This is a genomic window from Vibrio sp. YMD68 (assembly GCF_029958905.1).
Lineage (GTDB): Bacteria > Pseudomonadota > Gammaproteobacteria > Enterobacterales > Vibrionaceae > Vibrio.
Genome location: NZ_CP124614.1, coordinates 743,101 through 757,010, shown reverse-complemented (window position 1 = coordinate 757,010; position 13,910 = coordinate 743,101). Strand labels below are relative to the sequence as shown.

The following is a 13,910-nucleotide window of genomic DNA, read 5'->3' as shown; positions in this document are numbered from 1 at the left end:
TTCATGAGGCCACATTGTTGTACAAAATTTTCTGGTGAAGAATAAAAAATCGCCACTGAATGAGTGGCGATTTCTAATTTTAAGCTAAATCAATTTACCCTAATCGTTAGCCTACATTCTTACGTGCATTTTGGAACATACGCATCCAAGCGCCATTCTCACCCCAGCCTTCTGGAGACCAAGAGTTAGCAACTGTGCGGAATACACGCTCTGGGTGAGGCATCATGATAGTCACGCGGCCGTCAGTCGTTGTTAAACCTGTGATAGCGTTTGGCGAACCGTTCGGGTTGTTCGGGTATTGCTGCGTTTGGTTACCGTTGTTATCAACGTAACGTAGAGCAACCGTACCTGAGTTTTCAATCGCGTTTAGGTGGTCGTTATCACGTACTTCTACGCGGCCTTCACCGTGAGAAACAGCGATTGGCATACGAGAACCTTCCATGCCGTTGAAGAAGACAGAATCTGACTTCTGAACTTCTACTAGGCTGAAACGTGCTTCAAAACGCTCTGATTCGTTACGAACGAAACGTGGCCAGTATTCCGCACCTGGGATTAGGTCACGCAGGTTAGACAGCATCTGACAACCGTTACACACACCTAGAGAGAAAGTATCTTCACGCTTGAAGAAGTTTTCAAACTGGTCACGAGTAGAGTCGTTAAACAGAACTGACTTAGCCCAACCTTCACCAGCGCCTAATACGTCACCGTAAGAGAAGCCACCACACGCCACAAGGCCGTTGTACTCTTCTAGTACCGCTTGACCCGTTAGGATGTCGCTCATGTGAATATCAGTTGCTTCGAAGCCTGCACGGTCGAATGCTGCTGCCATTTCAACGTGAGAGTTAACACCCTGCTCACGTAGAATTGCCATCTTAGGTTTAGCACCTGTGTTGATGAACGGTGCAGCGATATCTTCGTTTACGTCAAAGCTTAGGCTAACATTCAGACCTGGATCTGAGTTGTCTTTCTTCGCTTCGTGCTCTTGGTCAGCACATGCTGGGTTATCACGTAGACCTTGCATCTTATGCGTCGTCTCAGCCCAGATAGTACGTAGTTCAGTACGGTTACGTTGGATTACAACGTCTGCGCCTGACTTAATCACTACTTCGTCTGATGCTTCCCCTTCACCAACAACGCTGCCAATCACATGTGAACATGCTTCTAGGCCATTTGCTGCAAGTGTTGCAAGAACTGCGTCTAAATCATCATTGCGAACTTGAATTACCGCACCTAGCTCTTCGTTGAATAATGCAGCTAGTGTATCTTCGCTATTCTCTGATGCAGATAAAAGCGCTGCAATATCAGCGTTAACACCACAGTGACCTGCGAACGCCATTTCTGCTAGCGTTACGAATAGACCACCATCGCCTTTATCGTGGTAAGCAACAACTTGGTCGTTCGCTACAAGCGCTTGAACGCCTTCGTAAAAACCTTTTAGTTGCGCTGCGTTGTCTACGTCTGCTGGCTTGTCACCAAGCTGCTTGTATACCTGTGCAAGTGCTGTCGCACCCATACGGTTTTTGCCGTTACCTAGGTCGATAAGAACTAGGCTTGTATTGCCTTTGTCAGTGCGAAGCTGAGGAGTGATTGTCTTACGAACGTCTTCAACACGTGCGAACGCAGTGATAACAAGAGATAGCGGAGACGTTACTTCTTTCTGCTCGCCATTCTCTTCCCACTTAGTCTTCATCGACATTGAGTCTTTACCCACTGGGATAGTTAGACCCAGTGCAGGACATAGTTCTTCACCAACCGCTTTAACCGCTTCGTAAAGACCTGCATCTTCACCAGGGTGACCTGCTGGAGACATCCAGTTAGCTGACAATTTAATGTGTTTGATATCACCGATGTTCGTCGCTGCGATGTTAGTGATTGCTTCACCAACCGCTAGACGAGCCGATGCGCCAAAGTCTAGTAGTGCCACTGGCGTGCGCTCACCAAGAGACATCGCCTCACCGTGGTAAGAGTCGTAGCTTGCTGCCGTTACCGCACAGTTAGCAACAGGAACCTGCCAAGGGCCAACCATTTGGTCACGAGCGACAAGGCCTGTTACCGAGCGGTCACCGATGGTGATAAGGAATGTTTTCTCAGCGACTGTTGGTAGACGAAGAACACGGTCGACCGCTTCGTTCATTTCAATACCAAAACGGTCAATCGCTGGGTTGTTTACTTTTAGCGTTTTCGCATCACGGTGCATCTTAGGCGTTTTACCTAATAGGATGTCCATTGGCATGTCGATTGGCGTATTGTCGAAGTGAGAATCTTCTAATTTAAGATCACGTTCTTCTGTTGCTTTACCAACCACTGCGTATGGTGCGCGTTCACGCTTACAAATTGCGTCGAACGTTGCCATGTCTTTGTCAGCAACCGCCATTACGTAACGCTCTTGAGATTCATTACACCAGATTTCAAGTGGGCTCATGCCAGGCTCATCGTTTGGTACGTCACGTAGGTTAAAGATACCGCCACGCTCACCATCGTCTACTAACTCAGGAAGTGCATTTGAGATACCGCCCGCGCCCACATCGTGGATGAATGCGATTGGGTTCGCATCACCAAGCTGCCAACAACGGTCGATTACTTCCTGACAACGACGTTCCATCTCTGGGTTTTCACGTTGTACAGAAGCAAAATCTAAATCTTCAGAAGAAGAACCCGAGTCCATTGAAGATGCCGCACCGCCACCAAGGCCGATGTTCATCGCAGGACCACCAAGAACGATTAGGCTTGCACCAACTGGGATCTCTTTCTTCTGAACGTGCTCATCACGGATGTTACCCAGACCACCAGCTAGCATGATTGGCTTGTGGTAACCACGTACTTCTTCACCTGCGTGAGAGTTTACTTTCTCTTCGTAAGTACGGAAGTAACCTAGTAGGTTTGGACGACCAAATTCGTTGTTGAATGCCGCGCCGCCAAGAGGACCTTCAAGCATGATATCCAGAGCAGTAACGATACGGCTTGGCTTACCAAAGTCTGTTTCCCAAGGTTGAACAAAGTTCGGGATCTTAAGGTTAGATACAGAAAACGCAACCAGACCAGCTTTCGGCTTACCACCAATACCCGTTGCGCCTTCATCACGGATTTCACCGCCTGAACCTGTTGATGCGCCCGGCCATGGAGAGATAGCCGTTGGGTGGTTATGCGTTTCAACTTTCATCAAGATGTGTGTTTTCTCTTGGTGGTAGTTGTACTGGCGAGTTTCTGGATCTGGGAAGAAACGACCGACTTCAGAACCGGTCATTACCGCTGCGTTATCTTTATAAGCAGACAGAACGTGTTCTGGTGTCGTTTCAAAGGTGTTCTTAATCATCTTGAACAATGATTTTTCTTGCTTAACGCCATCGATAGTCCAATCAGCGTTAAAGATCTTGTGACGACAGTGCTCTGAGTTCGCTTGTGCAAACATCATTAGCTCGATGTCAGTCGGGTTACGACCAAGCTTTTCAGTGAAGCTTTCAAGAAGGTAATCAATTTCATCTTCTGCAAGGGCAAGACCTAGGGTAACGTTTGCTTCTTCAAGCGCTTTACGTCCGCCAGTTAATAGGTCAACTTCCGCATAAGGAGCAGGCTCAGCAACCGTGAATAGTGCCGCTGCTGATTCGAAGTCAGTGAATACCACTTCCATCATACGATCGTGCAGAATGGCTTTCAGCTCAACAAGTTGAAGCTCAGAAAGTTCAGAAGAAGTTTCAATGTAGAAAGCCGTACCGCGCTCTAGACGAGACACTTTATCCAGTCCACAGTTGTGAGCGATGTCAGTAGATTTTGAAGACCAAGGCGAAATAGTGCCTGGGCGTGGCGTTGCAAGCAGCAATAAACCTTCAGGTTCATGCTCTTCAATCGTAGGACCATAAGTCAGCAGCTTTTCTAGTTTCTCGACTTCAGACGAGTCAAGATCTGCCTTTAGATCAGCAAAGTGGGTAAACTCAGCATAAATACCAGTTACTGGTAAGCTTAATTCACGACAAAGCTCTAAAAGCTTGTTTACACGAAACTCAGAAAAGGCTGGGGAGCCACGCAAAATTCTCATGTGCTTAGGTCTCTTATGCAGTTGATTAAGGTAGTATTGGAATAAATTCAGTGGGTTATCGTCATCCCATAAAGAAAGACTTTGAACTTATGCCGATTTCACCTCTCTGTTGCGAGCGCATTATAAAGCAATTACTTTTGTGATGTAACACCAAAAGCAACCGTTTGCGTCATTTTTTTCGTCAATGTCAGGTTACACCTCAATGAGCGAATTAAACCTCAGTTCGCTCATTCTTTTGTAACTCTGCTTTTCCATACCGTTAGGCTTTGATATAAAAGCCATACTGGATGTATGAGAATTTAAAAATGTTAAATAATACTCTCTCAAAATTAAAACTGACTGCGATGTATATTTTTGCTTCGTTGATTCTCGCAGGCTGCCAAATTGAATCTGAGCCCAAAAGTGAATTGGAACAAATTCTCGACCGAGGCGTGTTGCGTGTTGGAACACTGAACAATCAACTTTCTTACTATATTGGCCCGGATGGCCCTGCGGGGCTTGATTACGAGCTGGTCAGAGAATTTGCGAATGAGCTTGGTGTTAATCTAGAGATGAAACCTGCTTATCGAATGTCTAGCCTCTACCCTGCGCTAAGAAATGGTGAGATCGATATTATTGCGGCGGGATTAAGTCAGTCGGAAAGACGCCTCGAAGAGTTTAGAGCCGGGCCTGCTTATTACTATGTCAGCCAACAGTTAGTGTATAAAAAAGGACAGTGGAGACCTAGAAACTTAGAACAGCTCCTTGACCGCCAGGCATCACTCATTGAAAAAAATGACGGTAAATCCATCATCAGCGTTGTCGATGATTCACACTTCATTAATACACTAGAGACGTTGAAAGCGCAGCACGAGGGCTTAGATTACTCCGTTAATATTAACGCAGATATTAATGAAGTACTGAAACAGGTATCTAAAGGTGACCTGCCCTTTACTGTTGCTGACTCCATTGAAATTTCCCTTTCCCAGCGAATCTACCCAGATGTCGCCATTGCCTTTGAACTGACGGAAGACCAGCCTATTTCTTGGTTTCTTAACCGCTCTCAAGATGAAAGCTTATACGCGCTGCTGATCGAGTTCTTTGGCTCGATAAAACAGTCGGGGCGATTGGATGAACTGGAAGAAAAATACATCGGGCATATCGGCAGCTTTGATTATGTTGATACACGGGCTTTCATTCGCGCTTTGGACAGTAAACTTCCCGAATGGTCACCTCTTTTTCAAAAATACTCTGAAGAGTTTGACTGGCGCCTCATTGCAGCGTTAGCTTATCAAGAATCCCATTGGAACCCGACAGCTCGATCCCCAACAGGGGTGCGAGGCATGATGATGCTTACGCTACCAACAGCGAAAAGTGTAGGTGTCACCAATCGGCTAGATCCTGAGCAATCCATCCATGGCGGCGTAAAATACCTAAGAAAAATGGTGGGTCGGATTCCTGACAGTATTCCTCAACATGAAAAAATCTGGTTTGCACTAGCTTCATACAACGTTGGCTTTGGTCATGTGATGGACGCAAGACGCTTAACAAAAAGCCAAGGGGCAAACCCAGATTCGTGGGCGGATGTAAAAGATCGTTTACCGCTGCTTAGGAAACAGAAATACTACAGCCAAACTTACTATGGGTTTGCTCGAGGTGATGAGGCGAGAAACTACGTAGAGAATATACGACGGTATTATCAGAGTATTATTGGCCATATCAACCAAGTGAATACCTCAAACATAGGGGCCAACATGGATGATTTAACTGTTATCCAACCGTTACCTCCTGAGGTTTCTGAAGATAAGGTTTCTGAAGATAAGGTTGCTGAGGATAAGGTTTCTGAAGCTGAAGTTTCGGCAGGGGTAGCGGTGTCTGGTGAGAGTCTCTCTTCAATAAGTGAAGCATCACCCACTAATTAGTCGACGGGTTGATCTTAAAGGCACTATCTTTAGTCCATAACCACGAGCAGTGTGCAAGAGTAGTCGAGCTGTTGCACACTTTACGCTCACTTTGATCCGAGAGCCCTAGTGCACAGCAAACGGATACACTCGTTAATTTCTAGGTACTTTAATTTCTAGGTACTTGAATTTTGTTTAGATGAGCCGCATGTCTTACTTTGTTCAAGCACGTTCATATTGCCGTAACAATTCACTCTTATAACGGGTGAGTAATTAGAATGGAACGGTTCAAACCGACGTGTTTGAAAAACGAAAATAAGAACCTTTAGAAAGGAGTATTTTATGATGAAGCGTAAAATGCAATCCAAACGTTTGAATAAAACAGTGTCAGCAAATCGCAGAAAACGCATGCTCGCCAATAACAAAAAGAAAATCATTTGGCGCAACCGCACGTACACCCAGCTACTTTTGGATTAAACAGTCAGCAAACATCTATCATTAGCAATATAATACACCACGGTGAATGTATTCAGATGTGGGTGTTTGCTAAATCCCATTTCTACTTATCTGGCTTGCCTTCTAACTCCTGTTTCATCTGCTGTTTCTTTGCTTTTATTTCCTTACGTCGACGTTTAAAAAATGCTTGCAGCACCGCTTTGCATTCTGCTTCAAGAAGCCCATGCTCCACTTCTGCATAATGATACGCTGCCTGGCTTTGAAAAAGATCCAATACAGTACCCGCAGCCCCTGCTTTGAGATCCGATGCACCATACACGACTCGTTTGACCCTGCTATGTAAAAGCGCACCCGCACACATTGGACATGGCTCCAACGTGACATACAAGGTTGTATCCAGCAGACGATAATTCTCTAATACTTTGCCCGCTTTTCGCAAGACTTCAACCTCTGCATGGGCGGTAGCATCGTGCTGACCAATCGAGCGGTTCCAGCCTTCTGAGATGATTTCCCCGTCCCTTACAAGAACGGCGCCAATCGGTACCTCTCCTTCACTTTCTGCCACCGCTGCTAGCTCTAGAGCTCGACGCATAAAATATTCATCTTGAGAAGAAAATAGAGAAACAGACACAAAACACTCCGAAGTAAAAATCGTCAATTGGGTGTAAATATACAATCAGATCGGAAGTGTACCTTGATTTCACAGATAAGAAAAAGCCCGCAACAATTATCGCGGGCTTCAGATAAAGGTTTTATTGAAGACCCATATCTAAGTTAGGTCTTCTAGCACCACTTACATTGCGTAAGTGTAAGGTGCATTGATACCTAGAGGGATGCCTAGAGCCCAGTAACCTAGTAGGAAGAGAGTCCAACCGATCAGCATAGCAATAGAGAACGGCATCATCAGAGCCGCTAACGTACCAATGCCTGTCGACTTAACATAGCGTTGGCAGTAAACAACCACAAGTGGGAAGAACACCATCAGTGGAGAAATGATATTAGAGACAGAATCCCCCACACGGTAAGCCGCTTGAGATAGCTCAGGTGAAATCCCGACAACCATCAACATTGGAACCAGAATTGGACCAATTAGCGCCCACTTAGCCGATGCAGAGCCCACGAGCAGGTTAACAAACGCAGTAAGCAGAATCATACCAACGATTGTCGCCTCACCAGCAAGATCCATCGCTTTTAGGCCTTCAGCGCCGTAAAGCGCAAGCATTGTACCGATGTTGGATTGACCAAATGCAGAAAGAAACTGTGCACAGAAGAACGACATCACAATGTAAGCGCCCATTGTAGACATAGTCTCTGACATTGACTTAATCACATCGTTATTGCTGTTGAACTTACCCGACACTCGGCCATAGACGATACCTGGGATAACAAACAGAACAAAGATCAGCGGCACGATAGACTGCATAAGAGGTGCAGAGAATGCCGTTAGCTCGCCTTCAGGAGAACGTAGTGCAGAATCTTCAGGCATAAGTGCGAAAACGAGCGCTGCAATACCCGCAACCATTGCCCAGCCAGCCCAACGGAATGCTTTAGATTCAATCTCAGTGAACGTGCCCAGATCAGGGGCTTCTTCTGCATCTTCATCAACAGGCGTATTTGCAAGACGTGGTTCAATGATTTTCTCTGTTACCCACCAACCGATACCAACGATTAGGAATGAAGATAATCCTGTAAAGAAAATGTTAGCTAATGGATTGATAATGTATTCAGGATCAAGAACTTGAGCTGCAGTTTGTGTAAAACCTGCTAATAGAGGGTCGATACCTGAAGGAATAAAGTTTGCAGAAAAACCACCTGACACACCAGCAAATGCTGCTGCAATACCCGCTAGAGGGTGACGACCCGCTGCATGGAAGATGATACCGCCTAGTGGGATAACCAGTACATAACCGGCATCAGCTGCTGTATGAGATACGATAGCAACCAAAATTAGCATCGGTGTTAGAAGCTTAGCTGGCGTAAAGTTAAGCATTTTCTTAAGACCGGTTTGAATAAAGCCTGAAGAATCTGCCACACCCACACCCAGCATCGCAACCAATACGATACCTAGAGGAGCAAAGCCAGTAAACGTCGTAACCATGTTCGCTAGAAAGCTAGCAAGAGCCTCACCCGTCAATAAGTTATTAACTTCGAGTGCATCGCCGGTACGTGGGTTAATAAGATCGAAAGATACGTTAGACAATAATGCCGATGATACCCAGACAATAACCAATGCCCAGAAAAACAAAATAGCAGGATCAGGTATTTTATTACCCGCGGTTTCGATAGCGTTTAAAAAGCGATCCATAGCTTTCGGCTTCGGCAATGGTGCTTGTTGTGTTGCTTGGTTACTCATGGTAACTCCGTCTGTTTGATGTGGTTGCTTTTAGACCTTTGTAGATAATATTGTTGGTCTATATATCACCACATATTCTATAAAATCCGCACCACAAAAGCACAAGATTCCATAATGTTTTTATTAAACAGAGGCATGTTTTGCAAAAACACCATTAACGTGCAACATAATAAACACAAACTCACATACCAAAAAAAACAAAATTGATACCCTTATGACATACATTGAACGAATCATTACCACCGCAACCCACTATTTGTTTTGCCTATAGGTGGGATTGTTGGGGTTTAGATGAATCAGTCAAATTCACTGTATTTAGAAATCATGGTTATTAGCTCAAGCTGTTTTTTTTGATTAAATCTATCGAGCCAATACGCTTTTAAGATGATTGAACTCACGGTGTCCGTAAGCAGTAATTCTGATTCACAGGTCAGCTGAATCTCTGAGGTGGCACTCTTTTCAACCATCGCATTGCACTCATTATGCACATCGTGAAAAGAATAAGAGTGACTCGCAGAAGAGACGCCTCGCTGACGAAAGCCCTCAAATTTTGTTTCCATTAAGTACAAAGCACCAAGGCGATTTTTTGCTTCTTCAGCCTGGCTCTCTACCATCGTTTGTAACTTCACTAAACCTAGTGACGAAATACCAATGAGGACAAAAGCAATCATGACCTCTATCAAGCTAAAACCTTGGTGTTTAGTGATCATTCCAGGATCCTTTTTTCCATTTCGGTTTGGTAGAGAAAACAAAGCTCGATGTAATATCACTGTTGTATTGGAGCCTCATTGAGTCGTAAAACAGAGCCATCTGCCCTTGGGTATCAAACATCATCCCCCCAGTGAACTTGAATGAGCCAGACTGTAAGAAAGTGGCATGCTTGGGGGTTAATAGTGTCGACTCGCCATAGACCGTTTGAATCGGAACGGTAAAATTTGCATTAAGATCAGCAACAGTTTCCGTTGAAAATCGCTCCCAATACGTCGGTTCGGGTTGAAAGTTCTCGTTAAAGTGGAAAATCACACCTTTTATTGAGCCAGATCCCCGAATCGCAAACACACCATTGTGGACAAGTAAGAATAAATACGTTCCCGAATGAGCACTTTGAATGTCCGTGATCTCATTAATTGCAGCTTGATTGAGTTCACAGCTTCCGTCTATCCATACTTTATTTGCCTGCCCTCGAACCAAATCGTCTTTAAACTGTTGAACGCAATCTACGTCAGACCCAAGCATTGTGTAAGACATAAAACCATAGTCAGAATGGTCCCTTACCTTTTCCCAATCTCCACGTTCAAAATCAAACTCAGCCTTAAATGGATTGAGTGTTTCATCACGCTGAAGATCATTGCCTGCGTTGAACGAGACATAATTGCTTGAAGCATCGCGCCATATTCCAGCCTTTAAAGAAGTACTTGTTTTATGATTTCCTACACAATCAGAACTGTTATCAAATCCAACGCTTGATTTGGGAATGGCCGAGCCCACACCATGGTTCAATATACCTGCACTTGCCAATAAGCTATGACTCACGACTACCGCTATACATTCATATTCGTTATCACTATTCCTGACACCAGGATCAGGAGGCGAGACCAATGTGGAGCCATAGATGATGAGATCCGATGTCGACTTAATCGCCCCAGAGCCTGAATCACCAGAGAACGTGATACTCTTATTCACTTCTCGATGACCAAATTTCGCCGACAACCGTTCAGGATCATCATCTGTAGCTTTAAGGTGCGCTAACCCCATCGCTGAACAGACCGTGTTTAAATTCGCCGGAATGGCACTGTTGTTGTTTAGCACGATAGCGCTAAATCCACACTCTAGCCCTCCTTCTGCTCGCCAGTGAGCGATACGAGCATCAATCTGGTTGTTAGCCACCTTTATTTGATAAAAGACACCTCGATAAGAACTGAGTGCAAACGCTAACGCCCCAACCAATAGCAGTGCAGTGACGACCAACGCAGCCGCCCCTTGTTGATTTTTTCTCATCGCCAATTCCTTTGCTTTATACCCATAGAAATGGACTGGTTGTATCGACCATCGTGCAGTTCGGCTTCGAGGTAAATATGAGTAAACAGGTTTTCAGCGCTACTGGTAACAAGTGGAGTAGTGGTTACCGCAAATGACACTACGTTTAGAATATTTTGATCAAGTAGATGAGTACACCCTGTTAACTCGGCTAAAGACGCTAGCGCAGCCTGCTTTCTTTCACATGCTTTCAATGAACCATTATCCAACGTGTATTTCACATGCTGATACTGGCCTGATTTTGAGTGATAATAAGCAAACCCCATGCTGCTGCCACTCACCGCAATGGTATCCTCAGCGCCTGTCAATCTAACTGATTGTCCATGCCCCCCATCAAAACCCGCACGCTGTATATCTGCTCGTATCATTGACGTTGTGGTCATCAAACTTTGCAGAACCAATAGATCCAAACTTCGCTCTTTTGCAATGCGCTGCCCGCTGATAAATACCGAACCTATAACCATGATTGCGATCAGAGTAATTGACGAGGAAATCATCAACTCAAGCAATAAGCTTCCCCGCTGATTTTTAGCACGCTTTATAACCATATCGGTCCCCTTCAATGCCACAAACTCTTATTCTGCCTGGTGGGTTAGACGTTTTAATGGCCATTTTATTGGTGCTGTCTAACTTGGGATGAAAAGTAAAACTGCCGGATTTAGGGCGACCTCTAATTTCCTCAAAAGAGACCTGTTGAGAACTGAACGTATGAGTCAACTTTATGCCTTTGTACGGGCTACCATCAAAGTGGGCAATCGTATATGCGGTACTCAAATCATCGGAGTCAGCTAATACGATACTCCAAGTGCCGGTCGCGTTCTCCGTCCCCTCAAGAAAAGATATATGTGCATAGAGTGCTTCATTTCGCATCACAGCCTCTGATCTCGCTTGAATCAAAAATCCGTTTAGCTCTGTGGCGAGACGTTGCATCTTGCTACTTTCGATCATTTTGCTAAAGTTTGGGGCAGCAAAAGCGAGGACAACACCACAAACACTCATCGTTATTACCAGTTCCAACAAAGTAAAGCCGCGAGTCATTTCCCAAATCCCCCTAAAACTTTTTGCTTAAAAATCAATTTACTTGCATCGATGCTAGCAGCTAACAAAAATAGGAGGAGAATATATAAGGACAACACGTAATGATTCGAATAATTAGCTGTAACCTATACAAAAATCGACAGGTTGGGATGACACTGATCGAGTTATTATTCACAGTTGCCATCATCGCCATCTTATCGGCGATCGCTTACCCTAGTTACACTTCTCATGTAATCGAAGCGCACAGAACGGCAGCAAAAATGGATATGATGCGAATACAACTATTGCTTGAAGAAGGGTATGTGGGAACTTATAGCTGGAGCAGTATTATTTCGGCGGGGACCTGCACGGTTTGTGAGAGTAGTGGTGAACGGTACCTGTTTTCAGTCGTTAGCTCCTCGACCTCGACCTATACCATTACGGCAACAGCGCAAACGGATAAAGGACAAACGAACGATGCTTGTCTATCAAGCGACCACAAGATGACGCTTAACGCGAAAGGTGAAACCGCCCCGAGTGATTGTTGGTAAGAGTGATACAGGTAAGAGTGATGCAGGTAAGAAAGGCATGAATATATCGGCTAAATCTTCAAACAATAAAATGCCGTAAGATTAGTGTAAATAGGCAGGATAAATTGACATAAAAAAGGGCATGCTAGATTAGCACACCCTTTCTTTTCAACACGTTACTTAGCTTGTCAGATCGTCAAAGAACTTTTTAACACCATTAAAGAAGCCTTCAGATTTTGGTTTATGCTTATTAGCCGCATCACCACCACAAGACTCTTCAAATTCTTTGAGTAACTCTTTTTGACGTGAACTTAATTTCACTGGTGTCTCAACGACCAGTTTAACCAGTAGATCACCAACACCACCGCCGCGAACACCTTTCACGCCTTTGCCACGCATACGGAACATGCGACCAGTTTGCGTCTCTTCTGGCACTTTTAGGTTAACTCGACCGTCCAGTGTTGGAACTTCAACTTCACCACCAAGCGCGGCCATTGCAAAGCTAACCGGCACTTCACAGTAAAGGTTGTTACCATCACGCTCAAAAATATTGTGTTCTTTTACGTGTACTTGTACATATAGGTCACCAGCCGGTGCGCCCATATCTCCCGCTTCACCTTCGCCTGAAAGACGAATGCGATCTCCGGTATCTACACCAGATGGGATTTTAACATTCAGTGTCTTCGTCTTTTGCTTACGCCCTTGTCCATGACAAGAGTTACAAGGGTCTTTAATGATCTTACCCTTGCCGTGACAAGTCGGACAGGTTTGCTGTACAGCAAAGAAACCCTGACGCATTTGAACTTGACCATGACCATGACACGTGCCACACGTTTCTGGAGATGAACCTTTTTTAGCGCCACTTCCATCACATGAGTCACAATGAACCAGTGTTGGAATCTCGATTTCTTTAGACACACCACGAACCGCTTCTTCTAACGACAGTTCCATGTTGTAACGAAGGTCTGATCCACGTTGAGCACGTTGACCGCCACCACCACCACGACGACCGCCACCGAAGATATCGCCAAACACATCACCGAAGATATCACCGAAGTCGCCTTGACCGCCACCGAAGCCACCGCCGCCGCCCATTCCACCTTGCTCAAACGCCGCATGACCATACTGATCATAAGCCGCCTTCTTTTGAGGGTCAGTTAGGATTTCGTACGCTACTTTGACTTCTTTAAATTTTTCTGGTGCGCTGTCATCACCCTGATTTCGATCGGGATGAAATTTCATTGCTAAGCGTTTGTACGCTTTTTTAATATCGCGCTCTGATGCATCGCGGCCTACGCCTAATACTTCGTAAAAATCACGTTTTGACATGTTCTAGGTCACCAAAATAATTGCTACTACCAAATAGTCACTTGAGTAGTCTATGTATCAATCTAGATAAAAGTTCTGTTATTAAAATATCAAATAAAGCTATTAGCTAGATCGACAAGTCTAAATACAAATTTACGGGCGTGAGAGTTACCTCTGACGCCCGTACTAATAAGTCTTTGAGACAATTTCTAAGCAAGTAGCTTGAACTCTAGGAGGAAGCGCTGAGCCTACAATGGTAGTGGTAGGTGAGCACTTCCGATAAGGAAATCAGGCTA

11 protein-coding genes are annotated in these 13,910 nt (G+C 44.9%); 3 read left to right on the top strand and 8 right to left on the bottom strand.

Annotated features, from left to right (window positions below):
* Positions 1-106 precede the first annotated feature (106 nt).
* Complete coding sequence (gene purL, locus QF117_RS09590; protein WP_282388696.1) at positions 107-4,033, bottom strand: phosphoribosylformylglycinamidine synthase; 3,927 nt, start codon at positions 4,031-4,033, stop codon at positions 107-109.
* 305 nt (positions 4,034-4,338) lie between these two features.
* Here purL and mltF point away from each other — a divergent pair, with 305 nt between their 5' ends.
* Both mltF and QF117_RS09580 read left to right on the top strand, forming a co-directional pair.
* Positions 4,339-5,934 carry a membrane-bound lytic murein transglycosylase MltF gene (mltF, locus tag QF117_RS09585; protein WP_282388695.1) on the top strand — a complete coding sequence of 532 codons (1,596 nt, stop codon included), beginning with the start codon at positions 4,339-4,341 and terminating at the stop codon, positions 5,932-5,934.
* A 321-nt stretch (positions 5,935-6,255) separates the two neighbouring features.
* Positions 6,256-6,390 carry a hypothetical protein gene (locus tag QF117_RS09580; RefSeq protein WP_017034198.1) on the top strand — a complete coding sequence of 45 codons (135 nt, stop codon included), beginning with the start codon at positions 6,256-6,258 and terminating at the stop codon, positions 6,388-6,390.
* 82 nt (positions 6,391-6,472) lie between these two features.
* Here the strand turns inward: QF117_RS09580 and tadA are convergent, their stop codons facing one another.
* From tadA to QF117_RS09550, 6 genes are all read right to left on the bottom strand, one after another.
* Entirely contained in the window at positions 6,473-7,000 is a 528-nt protein-coding gene (gene tadA, locus QF117_RS09575) for a tRNA adenosine(34) deaminase TadA (RefSeq protein ID WP_282388694.1), read from the bottom strand.
* A 162-nt stretch (positions 7,001-7,162) separates the two neighbouring features.
* The gene (locus QF117_RS09570) at positions 7,163-8,722 is read right to left on the bottom strand and encodes an AbgT family transporter (RefSeq protein ID WP_282388693.1); all 1,560 of its coding nucleotides are present in this window, start codon (positions 8,720-8,722) and stop codon (positions 7,163-7,165) included.
* 296 nt (positions 8,723-9,018) lie between these two features.
* A complete protein-coding gene (locus tag QF117_RS09565) occupies positions 9,019-9,432 on the bottom strand; it encodes a prepilin-type N-terminal cleavage/methylation domain-containing protein (protein WP_282388692.1) in 414 nt (137 codons plus the stop codon).
* Entirely contained in the window at positions 9,422-10,720 is a 1,299-nt protein-coding gene (locus tag QF117_RS09560) for a hypothetical protein (RefSeq protein ID WP_282388691.1), read from the bottom strand. Before QF117_RS09560 ends, QF117_RS09565 begins: the two co-directional genes overlap by 11 nt.
* Complete coding sequence (locus tag QF117_RS09555; protein ID WP_282388690.1) at positions 10,717-11,307, bottom strand: hypothetical protein; 591 nt, start codon at positions 11,305-11,307, stop codon at positions 10,717-10,719. The genes QF117_RS09560 and QF117_RS09555 overlap by 4 nt, the downstream gene beginning before the upstream one ends.
* Positions 11,288-11,797 (bottom strand): GspH/FimT family pseudopilin, encoded by a 510-nt coding sequence (locus QF117_RS09550; RefSeq protein ID WP_282388689.1) that lies wholly within the window; start codon positions 11,795-11,797, stop codon positions 11,288-11,290. Before QF117_RS09550 ends, QF117_RS09555 begins: the two co-directional genes overlap by 20 nt.
* 101 nt (positions 11,798-11,898) lie before the next feature.
* Between QF117_RS09550 and QF117_RS09545 the strand changes: the two genes are divergently transcribed.
* Positions 11,899-12,327, top strand: coding sequence for a type IV pilin protein (locus QF117_RS09545; RefSeq protein WP_282388688.1), 429 nt, complete (start codon positions 11,899-11,901; stop codon positions 12,325-12,327).
* 159 nt (positions 12,328-12,486) lie between these two features.
* Here QF117_RS09545 and dnaJ read toward each other — a convergent pair whose 3' ends face one another.
* Complete coding sequence (dnaJ, locus tag QF117_RS09540; protein WP_282388687.1) at positions 12,487-13,635, bottom strand: molecular chaperone DnaJ; 1,149 nt, start codon at positions 13,633-13,635, stop codon at positions 12,487-12,489.
* Between the last annotated feature and the right edge of the window lie 275 nt (positions 13,636-13,910).